The sequence below is a fragment of the Nocardioides sp. CPCC 205120 genome, from assembly GCF_048654585.1.
In the GTDB taxonomy this organism is placed as follows: domain Bacteria; phylum Actinomycetota; class Actinomycetes; order Propionibacteriales; family Nocardioidaceae; genus Nocardioides.
Map to the genome: position 1 here is coordinate 227470 of NZ_JBMCYY010000002.1, position 26132 is coordinate 253601.

The window sequence follows — 26132 nt, forward strand, 5'->3', positions numbered from 1 at the left end:
ACCCGGCCGCTGCGGGCCCCGGCTGCGCCGTCAGGCGGGCTGCGGCTCCGTTGCGCCCGCCCCGAGGTGGCCGTCGACCACGCGCCCGTCGACGAGGCGCACGACGCTGTCGGCGATCCGCAGCACCTCGGGGTCGTGGGAGACGCAGACCACCGCGGCTCCGCGCTGCGCCTCCGCCCGGACGACGGCGCGGATGCGCTCCCCGCTGTCGCTGTCGAGCCCGGTCGTCGGCTCGTCGAGGAGGAGGAGGTCGGCGCCGCAGGCGAGCCCCTGGGCGAGCAGGGTCCGCTGGCGCTGACCGCCGGACAGCGCGAAGAAGGGCTTGCGCGCCAGGTCGGTCACCTCCATCCGCTCCATCGACTCGTCGACGGCGGCACGCGCAGCGGGGTCCAGCCGCCGCCACGGGCCGCGGCGTCCCCAGGCGCCGACGCTCACCACGTCGCGCACGGTGATCGGCAGCCGGTCGGGGACCGCGGCCCGCTGCGGCACGAACGCGACCGCAGCCATCGCCCAGCGGGTGCCCGACGTGGGCGGCCTCGTGCCGGCGACGACCTCCAGCAGCGTCGACTTCCCCGCCCCGTTCGGGCCGGCGACGACCGTGACCGAGGCCGCCGGGACGTCGAGGTCGACGTCGCGCACGGCCGTGCGGGTGCCGAAGTCGACGCGGACGTCGCGGAGACGGGCGGCGAGGGGGTCGGGGGCGGGATGAGGGCTCACCCGCCCATCGTAGCGCTTTTGATAATCATTCCGATTACCGTCTAGGGTCCCTCCCCGTGACCATCCTGACCGAGGGGCTCCTCGAACCCTTCGCCCTCGACTTCCTGCGACGCGCCCTGCTCGGCGGGGCCCTCGTGGCCGTGCTGTGCGGCGTCGTCGGCACGTGGGTCGTGATCCGCGGGATGGCCTTCCTCGGCGAGGCCCTGGCGCACGGGATGCTCCCCGGCGTCGCCCTCGCCACGGTGCTCGGGTGGCCGGCCATGGCGGGCGGCGCGGTGAGCGCGATCGCGATGAGCCTGGGCATCGGGGCCCTGCAGCGGCGCGGCCGGCTGTCGTACGACACCAGCATCGGCCTGCTGTTCGTCGCGATGCTGGCCCTCGGGGTGATCATCGTGTCCCACTCGGGCAGCTTCGCGACCGACGCCACCTCGATCCTCTTCGGCGACATCCTGGCGATCGCGCCCGTCGACCTCGTGCTCCTGGCGGTCGCGGCCGGGGTGGGGCTCGTCGTGGCGACCGTCGCCCACCGCCCGCTCCTCGCGCTGGCCCTCGACGCGCGGATCGCGGCCGTGCTGGGCCTCGGGCCCCGTCTGGCCCAGGCGGCGCTCGTCGGGCTCGTCACGCTGGCGGTGGTCGCGTCGTACCAGGCGGTCGGCTCGCTCCTCGTGGTCGGCCTGCTGCTCGCCCCCGCGGTGGCGGCCGAGCACTGGACCACCCGCATCCCCACCCGGATGCTGCTCGCCGCCGGGTTCGGCGTCGTGGCGGTGCTCGTCGGCCTGCTCGTGTCGTGGCACGCCGCGACCGCGGCGGGCGCGTCCGTCGCCGCCGCGGCCATCGCCCTCGCCGTCCTCTCGTGGGCCACCCGTGCGGCGCTCGACGCCGTCCGGGCCAGGACCACCGCCAGACCCACGACCCGACCCGCGACCGCCTGACCCGCACCCAGCCCGACCCGCAACCGCCCGACCCGGCCCCGCTACCGCCGGACCAGCCCGGCTCCCCACGCACCGCACGACCGTCCGCCGTACCGGCGCACGGCGCTGCACCCACCCCAGACGGAAGGACCCCGTGCGCTCCCGCATCCCCTCACTCGCCCTCGCGGGCCTCGTCGGCCTCACCCTGGTCGCCTGCTCCGACGACCCGGCCGGCCCCCCGGCCGCAGGCGCGTCCGACGCCGGTGCGGCCGGCGGCACCGCCGGCGACGGCCACGGCGACGTCGCCGGCGCCGCCGAGCTGTCCGAGCCGCAGCTCGGCCTCACCACGATCGACCCGGCCGGCACCGTCACCCACCTCGACCTCCTCGACGAGAGCGTCGGCGAGCTGGGCAGGATCGGCGCGCCGAGCGCCATGACCACCGACGGTCGCTACCTGTTCGCGCAGACCGACGGGGGCGTCGAGGTCGTCGACAGCGGCGTGTGGACCTGGGACCACGTCGACCACTTCCACTACTACCGCGCCGAGCCCGCCCTGCTCGGCACCGTCGAGGGGGACGGCGTCGCGACGGTCGCCACGACGAACCTCTCCACCACCTCCGGCACCGGCTTGTTCTTCCCGGAGTCCGGCGAGGCCGTGCTGCTCGACACCGAGGAGCTGTCGAAGGGCGAGATCACCGAGCAGTTCCGCCTCGACACCGACCCGCACGCGGGCCTGGTCGTGCCGGTCGGCTCGTTCGCCCTCGTCACGGAGGCCACCGACGGCGTGGCGACGTCCGTCGTCGCCCGCACGGCGGACGGGGAGCCCACCGGCCTCGAGGTCCCTTGCACCCAGGCGTCCGGCACCATCACGACCCGCGTGGGCGCCGTCGTCGGGTGCGCCGACGGCGCCCTGCTCGCCCACGTGCAGGACGACGAGCTGGTGGTCGAGGAGATCCCCTACCCGGAGGGCGCCACCGCTCCCCCGGCCACCGCCTTCGCGAACCGGGAGGGACGCCCGACCGTGGCGGCCCTCGCCGGCGACGCGGGCATCTGGCTGCTCGACACCCGCGAGCGGTCCTGGACGCTGCTGCCCGCCCCCGAGCCGCTCGTCGCCGTGACCGCCGTCGACGACGCCGACCAGCACCTGCTGGCCCTCACCGCCGAGGGCCGCGTGCTGGTGCTCTCCGGCGAGGACGGGGCCGTGCTGGCCGCGACGGACCCGCTCGTCGCCGAGTCCCTCGCCGCGGGGGTCGTCCCGACCCTCGTCGCCGACCAGCAGCGGGCCTACCTCAGCGCCCCGGTCGAGCAGCGGCTGCACGAGATCGACTTCGCCGACGCCGCGCGCGTCGCGCGCACCTTCGAGACCACCACCGAGCCGGCGTTCACCGCCGAGACGGGACGCTGACCGTGCGCCGCACCCGTGCCCCCCACCCTCGTCCGCGCCGGCGCCCCCGGCAGCAGCGCCGGTCGCTCGCCGTGGTCCTGGCGACCGCCGTCGCGGCCGGAGCCCTGTCGGCCTGCTCGGCGTCGGGCGACGACCGCCCGCTGGTCGTGGTCTCGACCAACATCCTCGGCGACGTCGTCGACAACCTCGTCGGGGAGCAGGTCGAGGTCATGACCCTCATGAAACCCGACGCCGACCCCCACTCCTTCGAGATCTCCGCGCAGGAGGCGGCGCGCCTCCGCTCGGCCGACCTCGTCGTCTCGAACGGCCTCGGCCTGGAGGAGGGGCTGCAGCAGCACCTCGACGCCGCGGCCGACGAGGACGTCCCCACCTTCGTGGCGGGCGACGTCGTCGACGTGCTCGAGTACGCCGAGGGCGACGCCGCCGGCACCCCCGACTCGCACTTCTGGACCGACCCCGCCCGGGTGCTCGACGTCATCGACGCGCTCGGACCCGTGCTCGAGGGCCTCGGCGGTGTCGACGCCGAGACCCTGGCGACGCGCACGGAGGAGTACCGCGCGGAGGTCGAGCAGGTCGACGCCGAGATGACCGAGGCGTTCGCCGCCATCCCCGAGGAGCGGCGCGCGCTGGTCACGAACCATCACGTCTTCGGCTACCTCGCGGACCGTTTCGACTTCGAGGTGGTCGGCGCGGTGATCCCCGGCGGCACGACGCTGGCCGCACCGTCGGCCTCCGACCTCGCCGACCTCGTCGAGGCGGTCGAGGAGACCGGCGTGCCCACCATCTTCGCGGAGTCCTCGTCCCCCGACCGTCTCGTGCAGGCCCTCGCGAGCGAGGCCGACGTGCACGTCGACGTCGTCGAGCTGTTCACCGAGTCGCTGACCGGTCCCGACGGCGGCGCCCCCGACTACCTCACGATGATGCGCGTCAACACCGAGCGCATCGCCACCGGGCTCTCCGCGTGAGCGCCCACACCCACCCCAGGAAGAAAGAGACAACGATGCGCACTCCCCGCCCCTTCCGCCTCGGCACCGCGGCCCTCGCCCTCGGCGCGGTCGCGACCCTCGCGGCCTGCTCCTCCGGCGACGCCGCCGACGACTCCGGCGACGACGCCGCCGGCTCGTCCTCCTCCGCCCCGGCGGCCGGCCCCCGCCTCGCCGTCGCCTACGAGGGCGGCATCCTCGTGCTGGACGGCACCTCCCTCGAGACGCTCGCCGACCTCCCGTCCGAGGAGTTCACCCGGCTCAACCAGGCCGGCGACGACCGCAACGTGATGGTCACGGTCAGCGACGGCTTCCAGGTGCTCGACACGGGTGCCGGCACGACCGAGGAGCCGGAGCTCACCGACCGCCTGTTCGAGGCCGACACCCCGGGCCACGTCGTCCGCCACGCGGGCAAGACGGTGCTCTACGCCGACGGCACCAGCGACACCACCATCTTCGACACGGCCGACCTGGCCGAGGCCGACGGCCTGCCGGAGCACGAGACGATCGAGGGCGTCGAGGCGCACCACGGCGTGTCGGTCGTCCTCGAGGACGGCACCTTCCTGACGACGGTCGGCAACGCCGACGGCCGCAACGGGATCGTGGTGCAGGACGCCTCCGGCGCGGTCTTCGCGCAGAGCGACCAGTGCCCGGGCATCCACGGCGAGGGCACCGCCCAGGGCGAGGTCGTCGTGTTCGGGTGCGAGGACGGCGCCCTGGTGTACGACGACGGCGAGATCACCAAGCTCGCCGCGCCCGACCAGCCCTACGGCCGCATGGGCAACGCGTACGTGAGCGAGACCAGCCCCATCGTCGTCGGCGACTACAAGACCGACCCGGACGCGGAGGGCTACCTCCTGCAGGCCGTCACCCTCATCGACACCGAGGCGAAGACCCTCGAGGTCGTCGACCTGCCCGAGGGCGTCGGGTACACGTTCCGCGACGTGGCGCGCGGCCCGGGCGACCTCGCCTACGTCCTCGCCACCGACGGCTCCATCCACGTGCTCGACCCCGCGACCGGCGAGATCACCGAGTCGTTCCCCGTCATCGAGGCGTGGGAGGGCCCGGTCGACTGGCAGGACCCGCACCCGGCCATCGTCGTGTCCGGTGACACGGGCTACGTGACCGAGCCGGCCACGAACGAGGTGCACGCCGTCGACCTGACGACCGGCGAAGTGCTCGCCAGCACCGAGCTCGAGGTCACCCCGAACGAGCTCGCGCCCGCGGCGGGCTGAGCCCCGCCCCACGACGCGACGACGCCCCGGCCTGCCGAGCAGGCCGGGGCGTCGTCGTACCCCGAGGGGTGGCCGGAGCGGTCAGCCCGCGAGGACCACCCGCTCGTTCGGGACGCAGTGCGTCATCGTGTGGCCCTCGACGTCGCGGGGGCCGTTCTTGCCCAGGTTGGCAGCGCGCTGCTGCTCCTCCTCCGACAGCGTCTGCGTCGGCAGCGGCTCGAGGTGCCGGACGTCGTCGGCCGTGATGCCGAGGCCCTCGCCGACCCGCTGGCCCAGCTCGTCCTCGCAGAGGAAGAAGTGCCAGACCATGCGCTCCTGCACCTCACGGGTGGCCTGACCGATGTTCGCGACCAGGTTGGCGACGAGGTCGTCGCGCTCCCAGTCCTCCATCAGCCGGAACCGCTCGCCCGCCTGGGCGTAGTCGTTCGTCCGCGGGATCCGGGCGCTGGTGAGGCGACCACCCAGCTCGGGACCCACCTCCGCGGGACCGGGCCGGGGGGCCTCCTGCACGCCGCCCGTCGTGGACGGCTCGTAGTTGACGTGGGGGTTCTGGCCCTCGGCGAGGTCCACGCCGTACGACATCTGGCCACCGCGCTGGTTCGTCGCGACCGTGGCGTTCTTCGCCTGGTTCACGGGCAGCTGGAGGTAGTTCGGGCCGACCCGGTAGCGCTGCGTGTCGCTGTAGGAGAACGTGCGACCGACGAGCATCTTGTCGTCGGAGAACTCCAGGCCGTCGACGAGCACGCCCGTGCCGAAGGCGATCTGCTCGTTCTCGTTGTGGAAGTCCGCGACGTTGCGGTCCAGCGTCATGGTGCCGACCAGCTTCGGCTCGAACAGCTCCTCCGGCCACACCTTCGTGTCGTCGAGCGGGTCGAAGTCGAGCTCCGGGTGGTCGTGGTCCTCCATGAGCTGCACGTAGAGGTCCCACTGGGGGTACTCGCCGCGCTCGATGGCCTCGTAGAGGTCCTTCGACGCGTGGCCCAGCTCCGTGGCCTGGATGGCGGCGGCGTCGGCCTCGGTCAGCGACTTCACGCCCTGCCGCGGCAGCCAGTGGTACTTCACGAGGTGCGAGACGCCCTCGGCGTTGACCCAGCGGTAGGTGTTGACGCCGAAGCCCTGCTGGTGGCGGTAGTCCGCCGGGATGCCCCGCGGGCTGAACAGGTTGACGAGCATGTGCATCGACTCGGGCGTCTGGCTCATGAAGTCGAAGATCCGTGCCGGCTCCTGGCGGAACGTGACCGGGTCCGGCTTCAGCGAGTGGATGACGTCGGGGAACTTGATGGCGTCGCGGATGAAGAAGACACCCAGGTTGTTGCCGACGAGGTCCCAGTTGCCGTCCTCGGTGTAGAACTTCACCGCGAAGCCGCGCGGGTCGCGCGCCGCCTCGGACGAGTCCCGGCCACCGATGACCGTGGAGAACCGCACGGCGACGTCCGTCTTCTTGCCCGCCTCGGCGAACAGCTTCGCCCGGGTGTAGGTGGCGATGGGCTCGTCGCCCCACTGGCCCGTGGCCTCGAAGGTGCCGTAGGCCACCGCACCCCGCGCGTGCACGACCCGCTCGGGGATGCGCTCGCGGTCGAAGTGGCTCACCTTCTCGAGGAAGTGGTAGTTCTCCAGCGTCGCCGGGCCGCGCGGGCCCACCGTGCGGGTGTTCTGGTTGTCGTAGACCGGGTGACCCTGCCGGGTCGTCAGGTGACGGTCGGGTGCGGTCATCGCGTTGTCCTCTCCTCGGGAACGGCGTGGTCCACGGCGGCGGCCTCGGACGTGCAGGAGCCGCAGCGGCCCCAGAACACGATCTCGGCCTCGTCCACCGTGAAGTCGTGACCACCGGCCGGCGTCAGGCAGGGCGCCGCGCCGACCGGGCAGTCGACGTCGACGGTCCGGCCGCACGAGCGGCAGACCAGGTGGTGGTGGTTGTCGTCGGTGCGGGACTCGTAGCGGGCCGGGAAGCCGGGGATCTCGACCCGGCGCACCAACCCGCTCCCGGCCAGCGCGTCGACGCAGTCGTAGACGGTCTGCGTCGACGTGCGCGGGCGCAGTGCCCGCGCCTCCTCGGCGAGCTCGGACACCGCGACGTGACGTCCGGCCTCGGTGGCCCGGTCGAGAGCGGCGAGCACCGCGAGCCGCGGGCCCGTGACCCGCAGCCCCGCGCGCTTCAGTCGTCCCGCGTCGTCACCCACGTGCTTCCGGGTACCCGAGGGCCACCGGTGGCATGCGCCGCCGGCCGCGGCGTCCGCCGGGCTCCGGGCTCCGGGCTCCGGGGGTCACGGTGGTCGCGTGCCCCTGGCTTCCTCGGCGCCCTGCCGCTCAGCCGCGGCCGCGCGGGGACCGCGTCCGGGCGAGCATCCCGGGGACGACGACGAGCAGCGCGCCCACCACGACGGTGCCCAGGCCCCCGTGGGCCGGCAGGACGAGCCAGGACGCCGGGGGCGGGAGCGTCCGCACGTCGGAGGTGCACGTGAGCCCGCCCGCCCCGACGAGCCGACCCGGTCGCAGGTAGCGGTGGGAGGCGCCCACGCTGCGACCGATCTCGCTCCGCGCGGGCCGGTCGAGGTCCCAGCGCTCGACGACGACGTCGTCGCGGCGCAGCTCGCACCGGCCGCGGTCCGTGACGGGCACGACGTACGCCCCGGCGCCCACCTCGTGGGCACCCCCCGCCGCGACTCGGGACCCCGCGACGCTGCCGAGGACGTGCCCGAGCACGCACGACAGCAGGACGACGACACCGACGACCCTCACCCACCTCGCGGCCCGTTGCACGCGCACACGATGCCACGCCCGGGCCCGGCGCCGGGTGCGTCCCGGTCCGCCGGGACGGGGCGGCTACCGTCCTCGCGTGACCGACCAGCCTGCCGCCGCACCCCGTCCCCTCTCCGCCGTCGCCGTCTTCTGCGGGTCCTCGTTCGGGGACTCCCCGGCCTTCGCCGAGGCCGCCCGCCTGGTCGGGCGCACCCTCGCCGAGCGGGGCACCACGCTCGTGTACGGCGGCGGCCGCGTCGGGCTCATGGGCACCGTCGCCGACGCCGCGCTCGAGGCGGGCGGCGAGGTCGTCGGCGTGATCCCCCGGGCGCTCGACGAGCGCGAGCTCACCCACACCGGCTGCACGGAGCTGCTCGTCGTGGAGTCCATGCACGAGCGCAAGGCCCTCATGGCGGAGCGCGCCGACGCGTTCCTCACGCTGCCCGGCGGCGCGGGCACGCTGGAGGAGGTCGCGGAGCAGTGGACCTGGGCGCAGCTGTCCATCCACACCAAGCGCAGCGGCTTCCTCGACGTGGACGGGTTCTGGGCGCCGCTGCGGGAGATGCGCGACCGGATGGTCGAGCGCGGGTTCGTGCGGCCCGAGCAGGGCGGGATCGTGTCGTTCGACGACGACCTCGAGCGGCTGCTCGCCACCCTCGCCTCCCCGCCGACCTGGACCGACAAGTGGGGCGGGCGCGGCGCTGTGCCCCCGCCGGTCTGACCTGCGGGGGCCCGCCCCCGGGCCCGGTCGGCCCCGGCCCCGGCCCGCGGTCGGCCCCGGCCTCAGCCCCGGGCGAGCGGCTGCGGCTCGCGCCGCCACGACCACGTGGCGGCCGCGAGCGCCGCGGTGAGCAGCACGACGGAGACCCCGATGCCCCACCGCAGGGCGGCGTCGGGGTCGTCGGAGGCGTCCACCGCCACCTGGTAGGCGGTCATCACGGCGGCGGCGCCGATCGCCGCGCCGAGGCGCTGGCCGGTCTGCAGCGCCCCGCCCGCGGCGCCTCCCATCCGGGTCGGCACGTCGGCGAGCGAGAGGGTCATGTTCGGCGAGACCACCGCCCCGCCGCCCGCGCCGGCGACGAGCAGCGGCACCGACAGCACCAGCCACAGCGGCGCACCCTCGAGGGGTACGGCGAGCGCCAGCACGACGAGGCCGGTCATGAGGACGACGAGGGCGACCACGGTCAGCACCCGCCCGACCCGGTCGACGACCCGCCCGGCCAGGGGCGACGCCACGGCCGACCCCACAGCGAAGGGACACAGCAGCAGGCCGGCCTCGAGGGCGCTGAGCTCGCGGCCCTCCTGCAGGAAGACGCTGAGCACGAGGAAGACGCCGGTGAACCCGGTGAAGTAGAGCGTCCCGATCGTCACGCCGCTCGCGTAGCCCGGGGTGCGCACCAGCAGGCTCACGTCGAGCAGCGGTGCCCCGCCCCGCGCCACGACCCGCCGCTCCCAGCGCACGAACGCCGCGCCGAGGCCGGGCACCAGCACGAGCAGCGCGAGCGGCAGCAGCGCACCGCCCTCGAGGCTGATCACGGGGACGAGGACGGCCAGGACGGTGGCGCCGAGCAGCAGGGCGCCGACGAGGTCGAGGTGCACGCTCTCCCCGGCCGCCGCGGGGTCGCGGCCGGGCACCATCCGCAGGATCGGCACGACCAGCAGCAGCCCGATGGGCACGTTGACGAGGAAGATCCAGCGCCAGCCGTCCTGCTCCCCCGCGATCGCGATGAGGAGGCCGCCGAGGACGGGGCCGAGAGCGGACGACACCGAGACGACGAGCCCGAAGGTGCCGAACGCGACCCCGCGCTCGTGCCCGCGGAACAGCGTCTGGATGAGCCCCGAGTTCTGGGGCGTCAGCAGGCCCGCCGATGCGCCCTGCACGAGGCGGGCCACGATGAGCCAGGTGGCGTCGGGGGCGAGCCCGGCCGCGGCGCTGGAGGCGATGAAGCCGAGCAGCCCCACCACCATGAGGCGACGCCGCCCGAACGCGTCGCCCAGGCGGCCGCCGGTGACGAGGGTGAGGCCGAACGCCAGGGCGTAGCCCGAGACGACCCACTGGATCGTGCCGGGACCGGTGTCGAGGCCCGCGCTCATCGACGGGATCGCCACGTTCACGATCGTGACGTCGAGCAGCACCATGAACCCGACGACGAGGCTCACCCCGAGGACCCGCCAGCGCCGGGGGTCCGGCTCGTACGACGCGGTCTCCTCGGTCTCCTGCGTCGTCCCGGTCACCTCGACACGCTAGCCACCGCCCGCAACGGCTACGGCGACGGCGACGGCGACGGTCCTCAGCCGGGGAGCCGGAACTGCACCTGCTGCATGCTGCGCGAGATGGGCACGAACAGCTCGCGGCGGATGCGGTCGTGCTCGGGGTCGCGGTCGTAGCGCACGTAGTCGGCCTCGCTCGGCAGGTCGACGGTGATCGAGTAGGACGCGTTGCCCTCCCGCAGGCCGAGGTCGCGCCCGGCGAGCACGTGCAGGTCGAGCCCGTTGACCGTCAGACCCCGCAGCGCCCGGAGGGCCGCGTCGATGCGCTCGGGTGTCACTCCGGGCTTGAGGACGCCGACCACCACGTTGCGGATCATGGGTCCAGTGTGCGGGTCAGGTCCCCACCGGACCGTCGACGAGCACCAGGGCCGCGTCGAGGGAGCGCAGTGCCTCGGCCCGGTCGACCCGCACGAGGGCCAGCGCGGCGAGGACGAGGGCGCTGATCGCGTCGGCCAGGGCTCCGCGCCACGCCTGCGCGGGGTCGCCGGCTGGGTCGCCGGCTGGGTCGCCGGGCGGGTCGCTCATCGGGGCGGCGCCGGCGCGGGCGTCGACCCCCCGGCCCACGGCGCGCCGGAGCTCGGCGCGGTAGTCGGCCACCGCCGCGCGGACGACGTCGTCGCGGCCGATGGGGGCGCCGGCGGCGCTCATGAGCAGGCACCCGTGGCGCGCGGAGGTCGTGCGCTCGTCGGCGAGCACGGCGCGCAGGCCGGCGAGGTACGCCGCGAGGGCACCGGCCTCCACCTCGGTCGCGAGCAGCGGGGCGAGCCGGGGGCGGACGACCTCGTCGAGGTAGCTCGCCACCGCTCGCTCGAACAGGCCGCGCTTGCTGCCGAAGGTGTTGTAGATGCTCGAGCGCGCCAGGCCGGTCGCCCGTTCCAGGGCCGGCAGGGCGGCGCTCTCGAAGCCGTCGCGCCAGAACACCTCCCGTGCCGCGCGCACGGCGGCCTCGGTGTCGAACGCCTGGGTCCGGGCCACGACGACCTCCTCGGCGGCTTGTGGTCTCCTCGATCGAGCCTATTCTGGATCGGTCGGTCCAACAAACGACCCCCACCGCTCGAGAGGAGCACCGTGGTCCCCACCACCAGCACCCAGGTCCAGCTCGTCCGTCGTCCCTCGGGGTGGCCCGAGCCCGACGACTTCCGCACCGTGGAGGTCGAGCTTCCGGAGCTCGAGGACGGCGAGGTTCGCGTCGCCAACGCGTTCGTCTCCGTCGACCCCTACATGCGCGGGCGCATGAACGAGGGCAAGAGCTACATCCCGCCGTTCGCGCTGGGCGAGACCATGACCGGCGGTGCGGTCGGCCGGGTGGTCGCCTCCCGCGACGACGCCCTGGCGGTCGGTACGCCGGTGCTCCACGACCTCGGGTGGCGCGACGTCGCCCAGGGCCCGGCCCGCGCGTTCCGGCCCGTGCGGGAGGTGCCGGGCGCGCCGCTCTCCCTCCACCTCGGCATCCTCGGGATGACCGGCCTGACGGCGTACGTCGGGCTGACCCGCATCGCCGGGCTGCGCGAGGGCGACACCGTCTTCGTCTCCGGCGCCGCCGGTGCCGTCGGCACCGCCGTGGGCCAGATCGCCCGCCTGCTGGGCGCGGGCCGTGTCGTGGGGTCGGCCGGGTCGCACGAGAAGGTCGCCCTGCTGACGGACAAGTACGGCTACGACGCCGCGTTCGACTACAAGGCGGCCCCGGTGCGCCAGCAGCTCGCCGAGGCCGCCCCCGACGGCGTGGACCTCTACTTCGACAACGTCGGCGGGGACCACCTCGAGGCCGCGCTCGGCGCGATGAACCGCGGCGGGCGGATGGCCCTGTGCGGCGCGATCGCGGCGTACAACGCCGACGCCCCCGTGCCGGGCCCGCGCAACATGTTCCGGATCATCACCCAGGGCCTCACCCTGCGGGGTTTCACGCTCGGCGACCACCGCGACCTGGCGGGCGAGTTCGGCGAGCGAATGGCGGGCTGGTTCGCCGACGGGCGGATCGCGTACGACGAGACGGTCGTCGACGGGGTCGAGAACGCCGTCGAGGCACTGCTGTCGATGATGCGCGGCGCCAACGTCGGCAAGATGGTCGTGCGCACCGGCGACTGAGCAACCCCGCGAGCGGGCCGGGCCGGGCCGGGCCGGCTCAGCGGAAGTCGCGGGACCGGGCGCGGGACTGCAGCACCTCCCCCGCGCCCGGCACCACGGTGTCGATGGCCTCGAGCCGGTCGGCCACGAGGTTCGTCACCCCGTCGCTGCGCTCGAGGATCCCCCGGACGACGACGGCGACCCGGTTGCGCGCGACCTGCCGGTGCCGGGCGAAGACCCCCACCGAGCAGACGACGTTGAGCATCCCCGTCTCGTCCTCGAGGTTGAGGAACGTCGTGCCCTGCGCCGTGCCGGGCCGCTGCCGGTGGGTCACCAGGCCCGCGACGTGCACCCGCCGGTTCGCCTCCGTGTGTTCGAGGTCGGCCACCGAGCGCACGCCCGCCTCCCGCAGCAGCCCCCGGAGGTGCTCGACGGGGTGGTGCTCCGGGGAGATGCGGGTCGCCCACAGGTCCGCCAGCGTCTCCTCGACCTCCGCCATCGGCGGCAGCGTCGGCGGCGCGGGGGCGGGCGTCGTGCCGGGCAGGTGCTCGGCGCTCTCGGCGTACCCCGCGCTCCACAGCGCCTCGCGCCGCTCCAGGCCGAAGCAGCCCAGTGCGCCCGCCGTGGCGAGCGCCTCGAGCTGCGTCGTCGTCAGGGCCGCGCGCCGCGACAGGTCGGTGACGCTCTCGTACGGCGCCCGCTCCCGCTCGGCAACAATGCGCCGGGCCACGTCCAGCCCGATGCCCTGCACCCCGTCGAGCCCGAGGCGGACGGCGAGGTCCCCGTCGTAGCGGTGCTCGACCTGCTCGGGGAACCGGGTGGGCGGCGCGGTGCCGGGCTCGAGCGGCTCGAGGTCGGCCTGGGCCGACGACCGGGCCACGTCGGGACGCAGCACCCGCACCCCGTGGCGCCGGGCGTCGCCGACGAGCGACTGCGGCGAGTAGAACCCCATCGGCTGGTTGCGCAGGAGGCCGGCGAGGAACGCCGCCGGGTAGTGCAGCTTGAACCACGACGAGTGGTACACGAGCAGCGCGAAGCTGAGCGCGTGGGACTCCGCGAACCCGAAGTTCGCGAACGACAGGATCTGCAGGTAGATCCCCTCGGCCCGCTCGCCGGTGATGCCGCGGCGCTCCATGCCGGCGAAGAGCTTCTCCTTCACCGACTCGATGCGCTCCACGCCCCGCTTGGAGCCCATCGCGCGGCGCAGCAGGTCGGCGTCGTCGCGGGTGCAGTCGCCGATCGCGACCGCCATCGCCATCAGCTGCTCCTGGAAGAGCGGGACCCCGAGGGTGCGCTCGAGCACGGGCTCGAGGTCGGGGTGGTCGTAGCGGACCGGCTCCTTGCCCGTGGCCCGGCGCACGTAGGGGTGCACGGCGCCGCCCTGGATGGGCCCGGGACGGATGAGCGCGATCTCGATGGCCAGGTCGTAGAAGCAGCGCGGCTGCAGCCGCGGGAGCGTGCCGATCTGGGCACGGCTCTCGACCTGGAAGACACCGATCGAGTCGGCGCGGCAGAGCATGTCGTAGACGCACGCCTCCTCGCGGGGCACCGTGTCCATCCGCCAGCGCACCCCGAGGTGCTGCTCGACCAGCCGCATCATGTGGTCGAGGGCGCCGAGCATGCCGAGGCCGAGCAGGTCGAACTTGACCAGGCCCATCGTCTCGCAGGCGTCCTTGTCCCACTGCAGCACCGTGCGCCGGTCCATCCGCGCCCGCTCGATGGGCACGACCTCCCCGATGGGCCGCTCGGTGAGCACCATGCCGCCCGAGTGGATGCCCAGGTGGCGCGGCGCCCCGACCAGCTGCTCGGCGAGGTCGAGCACCGGGCCGGGGATGTCGAGGCTGCGGTCGATCTCGCGACCCCACCCGTCGACCTGCTTGCTCCACGCGTCCTGCTGCCCGGTCGAGTGGCCCAGCGCCTTCGCGGCGTCGCGCACCGCCATCCGCGGCCGGTAGGTGATGACGTTGGCGACCTGGGCGGCGTTGCGCCGCCCGTAGGTGTCGTAGACCCACTGGATCACCTCTTCGCGCCGGTCGGAGTCGATGTCGACGTCGATGTCGGGCTCCTCGTCGCGGTGCTCGGAGATGAACCGCTCGAACGGCAGCCGGTAGTAGACGGCGTCGACGGCGGTGATGCCCAGCGCGTAGCAGACCGCGGAGCTCGCCGCCGACCCGCGGCCCTGGCAGAGGATGTCCTGGCTGCGGGCGAAGGCGACGATGTCGTGCACGATCACGAAGTAGCCCGCGAAGTTCTTGCGCTCGATGACGGCCAGCTCGGCCTCGATCCGCGGGGCGGCCTCGGCCTCGTTCTCCGTGCCGGCGTAGCGCTCCGCGAACCCGCGGCGCACCAGCTCGCGCAGCCAGCTCGCCGCCGTGTGCCCGGCCGGGATGTTGCGCGTCGGCAGCTCGGGCGAGGCCTTGCGCAGGTCGAAGGCCAGCTCGTCGGCGAGCTGGACGCTGCGGGCGACCGCTCCGTCGTACCGGCCCAGGAGGCGGGTCATCTCCACCCCGCTGCGTAGGTACGCCGACGGGCCGGGCGGCAGCCAGCCGTCCATGTCCGTGAGGCTGCGGCGGGCGCGCACGGCGGCCATCGCCGCGGCCAGCCGGTGCTCCCCCGGCGTCGCGTGGTGGACGTTGCCCGTCGCCACCACCGGCAGCCCGCGGTCCGCGGCGATGCCGGCGAGCACGTCGTTGGCCTCGGTGTCGCCCGGGCGGCGGTGGTGGGTCAGCTCGACGACGACGTGCTCCGCCCCGAAGCGGTCGACGAGGTCGTCGAGCGCCGCGGCCGCCGCGGCCGGGCCGCCGTGGGCGAGCGCCGCGCGGACGGCGCCCTTGCGGCAGCCGGTCAGCACCAGCCAGTGGCCCCGGCCCCGGTCGACGAGCTCGTCGACGTCGTAGACCGGCCGGCCCTTCTCGTCGCCGCGCAGGTGCGCCTCCGTCATCGCGCCCGCGAGCCGGTGGTAGCCCTCGACCCCGCGCGCCAGCACGAGCAGGTGGTGGCCCTCCGGGTCGGGCACGCCGTTCTGCGGGCTGGACAGGCCGAGGGAGAGCTCGGCGCCGTAGACCGTGCGCAGCGGCTGGCCCTGGGCCGCCTCGGCGATCATCGGGGCGCCGTGGAAGCCGTCGTGGTCGGTGAGCGCCAGGCCGTGCAGCCCGAGGCGCACCGCCTCGGCGACCAGCGCGTCGGGGGCGCTCGCCCCGTCCAGGAAGCTGTAGTGGCTGTGGCAGTGCAGCTCCGCGTAGGGCACGCCGTCGCGGGCCCCCGGGGCCGGCGGGATGGCGACGGGCGCACGCTTGCGGCGCGACACCGGCGCGTCGTCGGCGCCGGGGCGCCCCGACAGCCGGCGCTCCAGCTCGCTCCACGGCACCGCCGGGTTGTTCCATCCCACGCACACACCTTATCGAACACCTGTTCGATCTTCGAGCCGGGATGGGATCGGCCTTGCGCGTGCTGACTGCCAACACAGACGGGACGCCGCGACGCTCGTCGTCAGACCTTGTTGCCGAGCTCGGCGTGCGCATACTCCTTGAGATCGAAGCCGTCGCGCTTCGCGTCGCACACGCGCAGGTCACCACCTTCGTCGAGGATGCGCCGCGCCGCCATGTGGTCCCGAGGACGGTTGACCGACTCGACGGCCACGAGACGGTCGTTCCGGAAACGACACACCGAGAACCGATCACGATCCCGTTCGCCGAGGACGACGTGTTCGTCATCCGCCGACCCCAGGCCCACGGTCTGGATGCGCAGGTCGAGCTGGTGTGTCCAGAAGTAGGGAACCCGCTCGTACGGTTCACCCCTCCCGTGCACGATCGATGTCGCGACGTGCCGAGCCTGGTCGACGGCGTTCTGGACACATTCGAGTCGACGCGGTGTCGGAGAGCCCTCATGCACCCGAGCTGCGCAGTCGCCGATGGCGAAGACGTCCGCGGCGGACGTCCGTAGCCACGGGTCGACCACGATCCCGTTGTCGACGTGCATGCCAGCCTCGAGTGCGAGACGGTCGTTGGCCGTCACGCCGACAGCGACGACGACCAGGTCCGCTGGAAGCTCGACCCCGTCGGTCAACCTGACCCGCCGTACCTGGCCTTCATCACCAGCGAAAGCCACAGCCCCGGTTCGCACGATCACATTCACCCCGGCGCGAGCGTGAGCACGTTGGACCGCGTCTGAGACGAACGGGGCGACCGCACGCGCCATGACGCGCTCTTGCGGTTCCACGACGGTGACCGACGAGCTCGCCGCGGCCACGGCTGCCACTTCCAGCCCGATGAAGCCTCCTCCGATCACGACGATGTTGCGTGCCGTGCGCAGGCGACCCCGAAGGGCAGAGGCATCGGCAAGAGTGCGGAGCTCGACGACACCGTCGAGCTCGGTGCCAGGGACCTCGAGAGCTCGGTTCGTGGCGCCCGTCGCGAGAACCAGGTGGTCGTAGGCGAGCGTTCGACCGTCGGCCAGCCGTACGTGGTGATCGGCGGTCCGAAGGCCCGTCACCTCTGCAGCGAGCTCGAGCTCGACCCGATGGCTGTCGAAGAACTCCCGCGCCCTCAGCGGCTCGCCCTCTCCCCCTCGCCCGCCGGAGTCGCCGAGAAAAGCCTTCGAGAGCGGAGGTCGCTGGTAGGGCAGGTGGGGCTGGCCGTCGACGAGGACGATCTTGTCGGTGTAGCCCAGGTCCCTCAGCGACGCCGCCGCTTGGACGCCGCCGTGACCCGCTCCGACGACGACGACCGTCACAGCTGCGCCTCCGGAATCGTGAAGGTCATGTCGCCGGGATCGTCGCCGATGGTCAGCTGGCAGCTCAGACGGCTCGTGGGCAGACGGGGTGAGGCCGTCGAGTCCAGCATCTCGTCCTCGACCTCGGAGATGGGCGGCAGCCGATCCGCTGTATCGGGGTCTGCGTACACGTGGCAGGTCGCGCACATCAGATTGCCGCCGCACTCGGCGACGATGCCGGACACGTCGTGCGACATGGCTGCCTGCATGACAGTTCGGCCCGCCGCCTCCTCGATGCTCCGGCGGGTGCCATCAGCGAGGATGAAGTTGACGTTGGTCATCGAGTTCACGCGCCCTCGGCGATGACGTGGAGCTCCTGGGGTGAGCGGAACAGCCAGCCCCGCATCTGCCAGCCTTCCTCGGCCAGCCGGAGTCGGGGTGCGACCTTCGTGAGCTCCTCCAGGGCGATCCGTGCCAGCTCCCTGCCGAAGACGTTCCCGGCACAGAAGTGTCTGCCTCCGCCGAACGACATGTGCGAAGGACCATCACGGTGCAGCTCGTAGCGGTCGCCGTTGGTGAACTTCTGCTCGTCGCGGTTGGCCGAGGCGACCATCGAGTAGACGAGGGAGCCCTGCGGGATCGCCAGGTCGTGGATGACCGCGTCTCGCGTCGTCTCACGGAAGACCCCGCCGACCGGGGCTACCCAGCGCAGTCCCTCGGCGAGCGCGGTGGGGATGAGGGTCGGGTCGTCGACGATGTCGCCGTAGGTCCCTTCCTCGAGCAGGCCCAGGAGCGTAGTGGCCGAGACGTGCCCCGGCTCCTGCATCCCTCCGACGAGCTCGATCAGGAACGACGAGTAGATGTCGTCTCGCGACCGCAGCTGACCGGCCGGCATGCCAGCGTGGAGGAGGTGGGAGAGCCCGGAGTTGTCCGGCTCGGTCTCGAGGCGGACGAGCACCGGTTCGAGCACCTCCTTGATCTCCGCGACGACCTCGTCACTCCGCTGGAAGACCTCGTCGGAGAACGTGTAGTTCGAGGCGGCACCGATCACGGTGTGGAACCATCGTCGGAGCACGTCGGCGGGGACGTCGCCGATGCCCAGCATGCTGGCGAGCCCGCGGGTGCTGACGGGCTCGAGGTACTCGGCCACGATGTCGAACGAAACAGCCCCGGGAATCGCCGCGGCTACTTCTCTCGCGATGGGGCGAGCCAGCTCGTCGATGTAGGTGCTCACCGCGCCGCGACGCAGCGGCGGGTCGACCGAGGCTCGGCGGTCTCGGTGGACGTCACCGTTGGAGATCAAGATGTTCTGGGCGCCGAACGTCCTCTCCAGCACCGGCTGCGTGGCGGGTGCCTGGCTGAGCTCGGAGTCCGCCAGGAACTCGCGGACCTCGTCGTAGGTGGTCAGGAGGTAGGCGTTGAGAGCGGGCACGAACACGCACGGCGCTTCGCTGCGCATCCGTTCGTACAGGGGGTACGGGTCGGCCTCCAGTGCATCGATGTCGATGTCGTCGATCCACTCGACACCCGAACTCGTCACAGTCACGCGGTTCCTCCATTTACTGATCGGCCGCTAAAGACCCGAAGGGTTAGCGGGGTTTCAGGTGATCATCGTTACAACGCGCTCGTTCGTCAACCCCTGCATCGAGAGCGCAACGACGAACCGGCCTTGGAGACCTCGGGGGCTTCAGCATGCGGGACCGTGCCCACGAAACTCACCGAACGTTCAGGCTGGAACACGCGTCTGCCGACGATTCGGGGTGTCCCACGGTGAGGTTCATCAGGCCACCGCCGAAGCCGCCGCCCTGGATCGCTCGGGACGGTTCCACAGCGCGAACGGCACGCTCGGGGTGGACGCGATCCGTTGGCCGGGAAGACCTGGGGCCGGGCGACGCTGGCAACGCCGCTGCCGCATGCAAGCGGAGGCCGTCATCAGGCGAGTAGTCAGCCCGTACCCGGTTACACGCCGAAGGCGCCGAGCTCCGTACAGAAGATGCACTACCGGGAAGGGCAACCCTCGGCACCTGATCAGCGACGGCGACCAGTCGGCATGCTCGTTCTACGAGCCCGGTGGCGTCGGTCTCGACGACGCGGGGGGAGACGCGCCCCAAGCCGGCGGCCAGCGACAGTAGTGGTTGCGTCAGGACAGTCTGTCCAGCTCTCGAATCGCGCTCGACTCGGACGACAGGGTCCCGGGAAGTTGTGGTTCCTCAGTCGTGCCGGTGCTGGGCGGCTCGGTGCTCGGCGAGGACGTCGATGCCGAAGTCGTTGCTCGGGTCGCGCCATACGGCGTGGATGTGGTTGGCGTTGTCCTCGGTGTTGTCGAACTCGATGAGAGTGACCGGGCCTTCGATCCGGAAGTAGTGCGGCAGGTCGAGGCGGTGGCCACCTGCCCACACGAAGTGGAGCCGGTCGTCTCCGGCGCGGCGGATGCGGTCCATCTCGCGACCCACTTGCGCGTCCTTCACGTTGCCGAGGAAGGAAGCCAGGAGCTCGTCGAACGCAGCTGTCTGGGCGGCGTTCATCGCCGCTCGGGAGAGGCCGCGGGGCTGGGCCTTGACGTAGCGCAGCGCGTATCGGTCCTCGTCGGTGATCATGGCGTCGCGTCGGCCCACGCCGTGGACGTCGGGCCACTCCTCCTCGCCGATGAAGGGGACGCACCGGGTCACGAAGTCCGGCGGCGGCACGGCGTGGATGGTCGCCGTTCGTACCTGGTCGGGGTCGAGGCTGTTGAGAAGACCGAAGGCGCGGTCCTCCTCGTCGCCGAGGATGCGGAACGGCCCCAGCTTGGCGGGCTCGCTTCCGAGGAGCAGTGGGGTGACGGCCAGACGGTCCTGGCCGACGACGGTGAAGTTCAGCGACAGGTGGTGACCGACGAGCCGCCACCCCCAGTTGCTGTCGGGCTGGGGCTGGTCGAAGAACGTCAGGAAGTAGCCCTGGGGATCGCGGAAGTACGGCGCGACGTGGCCGAACACGTCGGTGTTGAGCTCGCGCAGAACGCCCTCGAGGGACATCACTTGGACGACCTTGGCGTACCCGGTGACCGACATGCTCTGGGCGATGACGCGGTGTGCCAGATAGCGCTGGGTGTCGTTCATGTCGCGCAACGGAATCCCCCGGCGGCCCGACTCGGGCAGGAAGTTCCAGTTGGTTCGGTTGGCGTCATCCATCGGGATGACGATGCGGGCGCGCTGGGCGTCGTCGAGCTGGTCGAAGAGCGCCATCGCGGCGAAGGTGACGGCGGTGGCATCGAAGTCACCGTCGAGTGGCCGGTTACGGGGCGCGTGCAGCACGACGCCGTCGGAACCGTCGGAGTGGGCCGTGCTCGCGTCGTGGCTCATGCCTTGATCCTCACTACCAGCATGCTCGCCGGCAGCCGGCTGTTGTTCTTCACGGTGCGTGTCGTCCCCGGGGTGTAGTGCACCGAGTCCATCGGCCCGAGTGTCACCTCCTCGCCCTCGCTGGTGAAGGTCAGCTCACCAGCTGTGACGACGTAGACGGTCTCGGTCTGCTGGGCCGCGAGGCCGGCCTCGGCGCCGGGGAGGTAGTGCGAGAGCACGACGGTGAAGCTCTCCGTAGGTGTGCGCTCTCCTCCTTGAAGCCGGACCGGGCCGACGCCTGTGTGGCCTTCGGGAACGAACGGCTCGCCATCGGCGATCCGGGTGACACGCATCGGCATGGTGTGTCACCCGGCCCTGTGGACCGGAGTGCTGACCGACCCGATGCCCTCGACCTCGACCTCGACGACGTCGCCGGGTTGGAGAAGCCGCGGTGGGGTGCGCGCGTAGCCGACTCCGGAGGGCGTGCCGGTGGCGATGAGGTCGCCCGGCAGAAGGGTGAGGGTGCGGCTGATGTAGGAGAGGATCTGGCCGACGTCGAAGATCATCTGGTCGGTCGTGGCCTCCTGCATCACCTCGCCGTTGACCCGCGCGACGACCTTGCGGCCAGCGAGGTCGCCGATCTCGTCGGAGGTGGCCAGGTCGGACATCGGCCCGCTGTTGTCGGCGTTCTTGCCGAGCGTCCACTGGGAGGTGAGCTTCTGGGCCCGGCGAGCGGTGATGTCGTTGAACGCCGCGTACCCGAACACGGCCCCGTGGGCCTGCTCGGAGTCGACCAGGTGGATCGGCTTCCCGACCGCGACCAGGAGCTCGGCCTCCCAGTCGAGCCCGTCCTCGTCGACAGGGACGATGACGGGCGTGCCGCCGACCGTGAGTGACGGGGTCCACCGACCGAAGATCGTCGGGTACTCCGGGATGTCGTAGGGGCCCTCGCGGACGTGCTCGCTGTAGTTGAGACCGACGCAGAGGATCCGGGCGCCGGGCTTGACCGGCGGCACGAGGTCGACGGTGCTGGGGTCCACGCGGTCCGCGACGGTGGTGGCCGCGGCTGCGGCGGCGTAGGGATCCTCCCAGAACGTCTCGACGGGCCCCAAGGGGATCAGGCTCGAGCCGTCACGGGCCGCGACGTGGACGCGGCCCTGGTGTTCGTATCCGACGATGCGCATGAAGTGGGCCTCTACCGGTCAGTTGGCGGGGCCGTACTGGCGGGCGAGCCAGCCACCCGGGGCGGCGCCCTCGACGACGATGGACCGGTCGCGGATCAGCCAGCGACCGTCGCGCTGCTTGACGAAGCGGTCCCGCCAGCAGCCCCAGTGGTCGGGTGCGGCCTCATCGGTGATGGCGATGTACATGGTCAGCACGTCGGCCTCGTCACCGTCGAAGGTGATGTCGAGCGTGGTGGCGTTGTGCCGGATGAAGGTGGGCTCCTGGCCCTTGACGACGCCGGCCATGTCGCGCGGGCCGACGGTCACGCCATCGGGGAAGCGGATCGTGGCATCGTCGGTGTACAAGACGGCCATACCGTCGAAGTCGGCCTTCTCTCGGGCCATGTTGCAGTAGCGGTGCATGACCGCGGCGATGAGGGCGCGGTCCTCGACTCGGGCCTCGTTCAGGCTGGCGTCGCTCATGGTGGGTTCCTTGTCTCTGGTTCGTTCTGAGGCGCGGCGGTGCCGCACCGCATGGTCAGTTCCCGGCGAGGTGGCTGCGCAGGAACGCAGCCGTGACGGCGATGTTGTCGGCCGAGTCGAAACGGGGGTCCTCGTGTCCTGCTCCGCCCAGGATCATCAGCGTGGAGGAGCTACCGGCACGGGTGAGTGCCTCGTGCAGCTGGACGCTCTCGCTGCTCTCGATCACGTGGTCCCGGTCGCCGTGGGCGATCAGGAACGGCGGTGCGTCTGCTCGGACGTGGTGGAGCGGGCTGGCCCGGCGCACGAGGTCGGGGACCGACGCCAGGTCCTCGACACCGAGCAGGTTGTGCTCGGCCCCCGGGGGCAGGATCGCTGCCTCGAGGGGGCTTCGCGACGCGCTGGTGGCGATGTCGCTGAAGCCGAACCAGGACACGACGGCCCCTACCTGTGCCGAGTCCGTATCTGGACTGAGCGCCGCGAGCGCCGCGAGGACGGCGCCGGCGGACGCTCCCCAGAGCGCGATCTTCGGGTTGGTGGTTCCCACGACGTCGAGATGGTCACGGACCCAGGTGATGGCCGCGACGATGTCGTCGAGCTGATCGGGAAAGCGTGCCGAGGGCGCCAACCGGTAGTCCAGGGACACGACGTTCAGGCCGTGCGCGGCGAGCGCGCGAATGCGGTCGCCGTCCATGGCCCTGTCCCCGACGGCGAACCCGCCACCGTGGATGTACATCACCGTGCCGAGGCTGGGGTCGACGGGTCCACTGGCCGGGTGGAGATCGAGGTTCAGGGGTCCCGAGGAGGTGCTGGTGTACTCGAACGTGTTGTTCATGAGGCTCGCATTCCGGTCGTCGACCGTGGAAACGTCAGTCGTCGCAGTGTGCTCCGGCAGGGGTGCTGCCGGGGCGAACCCGTGCCGGGATGACCGTGGAGAGCGTCACCGGCGGTAGTCAGGGCGGCCTAGACGGCCGCGGCGACCTGCGCCGGCCGAGGCAGCTGGGCGAGGAGGCTTTCGACGAGTCGGACCGAGTCCTCCACGCCGTCCGCGATGCCGAACACGTAGACGTCGGGGCGCGAGAGCAGCGTGGTGGCGCCGTGCCGGCCGAAGTAGTCGGCGTACGTGTCGTCGGCGTCGGTGAAGTCCTCGCCGATCCGGATGCGCCTGACGCCCAGCTCGTCGAGCCGCACGAGCCTCTCCTCGCCCAGCGCCTCGTCGAGGGCGAGCGTGGAGACCAGCTGGAAGCCGTAGCCGACGACGTCGTCGAGCAGCTTCTCCTGGCCGTCGGCCCGGACGGTGCCCTGCGGGGCGACGGCGCCGGCCTGGGGGCCGTACTCGCCGTCGGCGGTGCGGTGCAGGATGCCGTCACGCAGCGGCGGGATCGGCGGGGTCACGTTGCCGCCGGTCGACTCCAGGTAGGCGTCCCGGCCAGCTGCCTCTTCCGGCGATGCGGGGTTGACCATCTTGTACGCCGCCAGGGAGCCCTCGACGAAGAAGCGGCTGTGTGCCAGGCGCTCACTCTCGTAGGTGTCGAGGATGGACTCGTCGGCGAGGCCGCGCAGGACCAGGTCGAGCTTCCAGGACAGGTTCCCGGCGTCGCGCATCGCGCAGCACGCGCCCTGCCCCATGTAGGGCGTCATGGCGTGGGCGGAGTCGCCGCCGATGAAGACGTTGCCGCGTCGCATGCCGGTGGCCACCTGGCTACGGAAGCTGTAGATCTTGCGCCGCGTCTGCCGCACGTGATCGCGCGGGATGCCGACCTTCCGCTCGAGGAAGTCCAGGCCCCGCTCCTCGACGGCCTCGACCTCGGCGTCGTCGGTGGGCAGCATCCGGACGTCGGTCCGGACGCGGCCGACGCCGTTGGGCGCGAAGAAGTAGGGCTGGTCGAGGTCGAGGTCGAAGTAGATCCGGTGCTCCAAGTCGTTCGGGAGCGGCTTGACCACCTCGTAGTCGGTGAGGATCCAGCGGTCGTCGTGGTGGTGGAGCACCTCGACGTCAATGCCGATCGCGTCGCGCACGTAACCGCTCGCACCGTCCATTCCGACGACGTAACGGGCGACCACGGTCTCGACGTCGTTCGACGTGTCGGCGGTCTGACCGTTGGCGTTGGAAATCCGGGTGGTCACGACGTACCCGTCGCCCTCAGCGCGCAGGTCTGTGACGCTGCGGCCCCAGCGCACCTCGACGTTCGGGTTCTGCGCGATGCGCCGCTCCATGGCGGCCTCGATGTTCGGCTGGTGAAGCGAGAGGTGCGACCAGTGGCCACTGCGCTTGTAGTTCCAGTCGAAGAAGCCTTTCTGCTTCCCGTCTGCACCCCAGAGCTCGACCGTACGCTGCGGGAGTGACTCGGCGAGCGCCTCGCGAGGGTCCGACGCGTGCTGCAGCAGTCGGGCCACCTCGCCGTCGAGAGTGCTCATGCGCGGGAGCCCGTAAGGCTCGGGGAACTTGTCGAACACCACGATGCTGTGGCCGCGCTGGCCCAGCAGCGAAGCGAGCATCTCGCCCGCAGGGCCGAAGCCCACGATGGCGACGTCGACGGTCTTCCTCATCGTCTTCTCCTCAACTGCCCAACCACCCGAACGTTTAGGGGTGAATGCAGCGATCGTTCACCCACTCGTGGGCAAGAGTCAAGAGATCGGGCTAAACTGTCCGAGTGTTTTCTCCCGCACTCACCCGCGCTCAGTCACTGGCAGACGACATCGAGCGCATCGTCGTCGACCGTGACCTTCGGCCCGGCGACCGCATCGCCACGATGGACGAGCTGCGCGAGCAGACTCGTCTGGGCCGCGCCACGATCAGTGAGGCCGCCCGGCTCCTGACTGAGCGGGGGACGGTCGATGTCCGACCTGGCCGTGGCGGCGGCCTGTTCGTCGCCGAAGCCGGTCATGTCGTGCGCCTGCGCCACACCCTGCTCGCGGCCGGCCAGGACGCCGCGAGCGTGGCCAACGCACTCGCCGTCCGCGACGCGTTGGAGGAGCTGATCGACACCGACGCCGCACGCCATCGGACCGTCGACGACATCGACGCACTCCAGGCGATCGTGCGCCGCATGCGTGAGGACGCCACCACGCGCGAGGCGTTCTTGCGGGAGAACTGGGAACTGCACTCGAGGATCGCCGAGATCACCCCGAACGACCTCGCACGAAGCGTCTACCTCGCCGCGATGGCACAAGCGGTCGGGCTTCCCAGTCACGCGGACTCCGTGACGGCAGCGGACGAGGGCGCCTATCTCCTTTTCCGCGTGGACGTCCACGCCGAGCTGGTCGATGCGATCGCATCCGGCGACGTCGCCCGTACCTCGCGAGCGGTGGCCGCCCACCGCGCCGTAGCTAGCAACGACTGAGCGTCAGCACGGTGTGAACCGTAGGTCTCGACCCCCCACTCGACGTGTGCGGCCAGTCTGCTGACTGGTCTCAACTCGGTGGGCACGAGCCGCAACGCGTCGACTCGGGGGTCCTCGACCAGCGGCGGAAGGAGTCCGACGCGCACCTCACCGCCCGCGGGGACGCGCTCACGGGCGAGCTGCTCGTGAAATCACTGCTGGCTCCGCGTAATCGCTGCGACCACCGTGTCGACGGCGGTCTCGACGGCGGCGCCGACGGCCTCACGGTCGGTGGACTCGGAGTCGTGGACGAAGGCGCGCGCCCCGCGCCGCATGCCGCAGAAGTCGACGATGCCCTCCTCGACCTGGGTGGTGAACGCCCGGTCGTAGCCGTGGCGGGCGAAGGACGCCGCGGAGGTCCCCGAGAGCGGCAGCAGGTGGACCGTGAGCCGGTCGAGCCATGGGACGACGCGGTCCTCTTCGTCGAAGCCGAACGCCCACCCGCCCACGAAGACGCGGTCGACCCAGCCCTTCAGCAGAGCCGGCAGTGACCACCAGTAGACCGGGAAGACGAGCACGAGGTGGTCGACCGTGTCGACCCTCGCCTGCTCCGCCGCGACCGCGGGGTCGGTCAGCGACCGCTCGAGGTAGTCCTGGCGGTCGCCCGCCGCGAACCGCGGGTCGAAGCCTTCCTGGGCCAGGTGCGCCAGGGTGGTCCGGTCGGCGCCGAGCTCTTCCTGCAGCCGTCGGGCCGCGTGGTGGGTGAGCGAGCCGGTGTCCGGGTGGGCGGTGACGATCAGGGTGCGCACGC

25 protein-coding genes are annotated in these 26132 nt (G+C 72.1%); 7 read left to right on the plus strand and 18 right to left on the minus strand.

Annotated elements, in window-relative coordinates; translation table 11 throughout:
* Positions 1–30: 30 nt before the first annotated feature.
* Positions 31–717 carry a zinc ABC transporter ATP-binding protein AztA gene (gene aztA, locus ACOACO_RS12160; protein WP_420296537.1) on the minus strand — a complete coding sequence of 229 codons (687 nt, stop codon included), beginning with the start codon at positions 715–717 and terminating at the stop codon, positions 31–33.
* Between the two features lie 56 nt (positions 718–773).
* On the opposite strand from aztA, the gene aztB reads away from it, so the two are divergent.
* The 4 genes from aztB to aztD all read left to right on the plus strand — a co-directional run bounded on the left by aztB (position 774) and on the right by aztD (position 5251).
* Positions 774–1649 carry a zinc ABC transporter permease AztB gene (gene aztB / locus ACOACO_RS12165; RefSeq protein WP_420296538.1) on the plus strand — a complete coding sequence of 292 codons (876 nt, stop codon included), beginning with the start codon at positions 774–776 and terminating at the stop codon, positions 1647–1649.
* A gap of 133 nt (positions 1650–1782) precedes the next feature.
* Positions 1783–3033, plus strand: a complete 1251-nt coding sequence (locus ACOACO_RS12170) for an ABC transporter (RefSeq protein WP_420296539.1) — start codon at positions 1783–1785, stop codon at positions 3031–3033.
* A 71-nt stretch (positions 3034–3104) separates the two neighbouring features.
* Positions 3105–3998: a zinc ABC transporter substrate-binding protein AztC gene (gene aztC / locus ACOACO_RS12175; protein WP_420296540.1), complete on the plus strand. Its 894-nt coding sequence runs from the start codon at positions 3105–3107 to the stop codon at positions 3996–3998.
* 35 nt (positions 3999–4033) lie between these two features.
* Positions 4034–5251 carry a zinc metallochaperone AztD gene (gene aztD, locus ACOACO_RS12180; protein WP_420296541.1) on the plus strand — a complete coding sequence of 406 codons (1218 nt, stop codon included), beginning with the start codon at positions 4034–4036 and terminating at the stop codon, positions 5249–5251.
* A gap of 81 nt (positions 5252–5332) precedes the next feature.
* On the opposite strand, the gene ACOACO_RS12185 is transcribed toward aztD, so the two are convergent.
* The 3 genes from ACOACO_RS12185 to ACOACO_RS12195 all read right to left on the minus strand — a co-directional run bounded on the left by ACOACO_RS12185 (position 5333) and on the right by ACOACO_RS12195 (position 7990).
* Positions 5333–6964: a catalase gene (locus tag ACOACO_RS12185; RefSeq protein WP_420296542.1), complete on the minus strand. Its 1632-nt coding sequence runs from the start codon at positions 6962–6964 to the stop codon at positions 5333–5335.
* On the minus strand, positions 6961–7431 hold the full coding sequence (locus tag ACOACO_RS12190; RefSeq protein ID WP_420296543.1) for a Fur family transcriptional regulator: 471 nt from the start codon (positions 7429–7431) through the stop codon (positions 6961–6963). The genes ACOACO_RS12185 and ACOACO_RS12190 overlap by 4 nt, the downstream gene beginning before the upstream one ends.
* 127 nt (positions 7432–7558) lie before the next feature.
* On the minus strand, positions 7559–7990 hold the full coding sequence (locus tag ACOACO_RS12195; protein ID WP_420296544.1) for a hypothetical protein: 432 nt from the start codon (positions 7988–7990) through the stop codon (positions 7559–7561).
* Between the two features lie 97 nt (positions 7991–8087).
* Here ACOACO_RS12195 and ACOACO_RS12200 point away from each other — a divergent pair, with 97 nt between their 5' ends.
* Entirely contained in the window at positions 8088–8711 is a 624-nt protein-coding gene (locus ACOACO_RS12200; protein WP_420296545.1) for a TIGR00730 family Rossman fold protein, read from the plus strand.
* Positions 8712–8773: 62 nt separating this feature from the next.
* Here the strand turns inward: ACOACO_RS12200 and ACOACO_RS12205 are convergent, their stop codons facing one another.
* Genes ACOACO_RS12205 through ACOACO_RS12215 form a run of 3 tightly spaced genes read right to left on the minus strand, consistent with a single transcriptional unit; the run spans position 8774 to position 11236 of the window.
* On the minus strand, positions 8774–10225 hold the full coding sequence (locus ACOACO_RS12205; protein ID WP_420296546.1) for an MFS transporter: 1452 nt from the start codon (positions 10223–10225) through the stop codon (positions 8774–8776).
* Positions 10226–10281: 56 nt separating this feature from the next.
* Complete coding sequence (locus tag ACOACO_RS12210) at positions 10282–10578, minus strand: Dabb family protein (protein ID WP_420296547.1); 297 nt, start codon at positions 10576–10578, stop codon at positions 10282–10284.
* Between the two features lie 16 nt (positions 10579–10594).
* The gene (locus tag ACOACO_RS12215; protein WP_420296548.1) at positions 10595–11236 is read right to left on the minus strand and encodes a TetR/AcrR family transcriptional regulator; all 642 of its coding nucleotides are present in this window, start codon (positions 11234–11236) and stop codon (positions 10595–10597) included.
* Between the two features lie 93 nt (positions 11237–11329).
* Here ACOACO_RS12215 and ACOACO_RS12220 point away from each other — a divergent pair, with 93 nt between their 5' ends.
* Positions 11330–12346, plus strand: coding sequence for an NADP-dependent oxidoreductase (locus tag ACOACO_RS12220; RefSeq protein ID WP_420296549.1), 1017 nt, complete (start codon positions 11330–11332; stop codon positions 12344–12346).
* A gap of 37 nt (positions 12347–12383) precedes the next feature.
* On the opposite strand, the gene ACOACO_RS12225 is transcribed toward ACOACO_RS12220, so the two are convergent.
* The 10 genes from ACOACO_RS12225 to ACOACO_RS12270 form a co-directional block, all read right to left on the minus strand.
* On the minus strand, positions 12384–15713 hold the full coding sequence (locus ACOACO_RS12225) for an error-prone DNA polymerase (protein WP_420296550.1): 3330 nt from the start codon (positions 15711–15713) through the stop codon (positions 12384–12386).
* A gap of 101 nt (positions 15714–15814) precedes the next feature.
* A complete protein-coding gene (locus tag ACOACO_RS12230) occupies positions 15815–17056 on the minus strand; it encodes an NAD(P)/FAD-dependent oxidoreductase (protein WP_420296551.1) in 1242 nt (413 codons plus the stop codon).
* Complete coding sequence (locus ACOACO_RS12235) at positions 17053–17376, minus strand: 2Fe-2S iron-sulfur cluster-binding protein (protein WP_420296552.1); 324 nt, start codon at positions 17374–17376, stop codon at positions 17053–17055. Before ACOACO_RS12235 ends, ACOACO_RS12230 begins: the two co-directional genes overlap by 4 nt.
* A 5-nt stretch (positions 17377–17381) precedes the next feature.
* Positions 17382–18581 (minus strand): cytochrome P450, encoded by a 1200-nt coding sequence (locus ACOACO_RS12240; protein ID WP_420296553.1) that lies wholly within the window; start codon positions 18579–18581, stop codon positions 17382–17384.
* A gap of 664 nt (positions 18582–19245) precedes the next feature.
* A complete protein-coding gene (locus tag ACOACO_RS12245) occupies positions 19246–20376 on the minus strand; it encodes a DUF3500 domain-containing protein (protein WP_420296554.1) in 1131 nt (376 codons plus the stop codon).
* A complete protein-coding gene (locus tag ACOACO_RS12250; protein ID WP_420296555.1) occupies positions 20373–20594 on the minus strand; it encodes a cupin domain-containing protein in 222 nt (73 codons plus the stop codon). Before ACOACO_RS12250 ends, ACOACO_RS12245 begins: the two co-directional genes overlap by 4 nt.
* A gap of 126 nt (positions 20595–20720) precedes the next feature.
* Entirely contained in the window at positions 20721–21539 is an 819-nt protein-coding gene (locus ACOACO_RS12255; RefSeq protein WP_420296556.1) for a fumarylacetoacetate hydrolase family protein, read from the minus strand.
* A gap of 18 nt (positions 21540–21557) precedes the next feature.
* Positions 21558–22001 (minus strand): nuclear transport factor 2 family protein, encoded by a 444-nt coding sequence (locus ACOACO_RS12260; RefSeq protein ID WP_420296557.1) that lies wholly within the window; start codon positions 21999–22001, stop codon positions 21558–21560.
* 55 nt (positions 22002–22056) lie between these two features.
* Positions 22057–22833 (minus strand): alpha/beta hydrolase fold domain-containing protein, encoded by a 777-nt coding sequence (locus ACOACO_RS12265; protein WP_420296558.1) that lies wholly within the window; start codon positions 22831–22833, stop codon positions 22057–22059.
* Positions 22834–22961: 128 nt separating this feature from the next.
* Positions 22962–24548: an FAD-dependent monooxygenase gene (locus ACOACO_RS12270; protein WP_420296559.1), complete on the minus strand. Its 1587-nt coding sequence runs from the start codon at positions 24546–24548 to the stop codon at positions 22962–22964.
* Between the two features lie 104 nt (positions 24549–24652).
* On the opposite strand from ACOACO_RS12270, the gene ACOACO_RS12275 reads away from it, so the two are divergent.
* Positions 24653–25342 carry a FadR/GntR family transcriptional regulator gene (locus tag ACOACO_RS12275; protein WP_420296560.1) on the plus strand — a complete coding sequence of 230 codons (690 nt, stop codon included), beginning with the start codon at positions 24653–24655 and terminating at the stop codon, positions 25340–25342.
* A 191-nt stretch (positions 25343–25533) separates the two neighbouring features.
* On the opposite strand, the gene ACOACO_RS12280 is transcribed toward ACOACO_RS12275, so the two are convergent.
* Positions 25534–26130, minus strand: coding sequence for an NAD(P)H-dependent oxidoreductase (locus ACOACO_RS12280; RefSeq protein WP_420296561.1), 597 nt, complete (start codon positions 26128–26130; stop codon positions 25534–25536).
* Between the last annotated feature and the right edge of the window lie 2 nt (positions 26131–26132).

Bases quoted from the DNA above. Each gene is read 5' to 3' on its own strand.
- ACOACO_RS12185 (WP_420296542.1), bottom strand. From the start codon at position 6,964: ATGACCGCACCCGACCGTCACCTGACGACCCGGCAGGGTCACCCGGTC.
- ACOACO_RS12265 (WP_420296558.1), bottom strand. From the start codon at position 22,833: ATGAACAACACGTTCGAGTACACCAGCACCTCCTCGGGACCCCTGAAC.
- ACOACO_RS12260 (WP_420296557.1), bottom strand. From the start codon at position 22,001: ATGAGCGACGCCAGCCTGAACGAGGCCCGAGTCGAGGACCGCGCCCTC.
- ACOACO_RS12255 (WP_420296556.1), bottom strand. From the start codon at position 21,539: ATGCGCATCGTCGGATACGAACACCAGGGCCGCGTCCACGTCGCGGCC.
- ACOACO_RS12245 (WP_420296554.1), bottom strand. From the start codon at position 20,376: ATGAGCCACGACGCGAGCACGGCCCACTCCGACGGTTCCGACGGCGTC.
- aztD (WP_420296541.1), top strand. From the start codon at position 4,034: ATGCGCACTCCCCGCCCCTTCCGCCTCGGCACCGCGGCCCTCGCCCTC.
- ACOACO_RS12210 (WP_420296547.1), bottom strand. From the start codon at position 10,578: ATGATCCGCAACGTGGTGGTCGGCGTCCTCAAGCCCGGAGTGACACCC.
- ACOACO_RS12270 (WP_420296559.1), bottom strand. From the start codon at position 24,548: ATGAGGAAGACCGTCGACGTCGCCATCGTGGGCTTCGGCCCTGCGGGC.
- ACOACO_RS12235 (WP_420296552.1), bottom strand. From the start codon at position 17,376: ATGACCAACGTCAACTTCATCCTCGCTGATGGCACCCGCCGGAGCATC.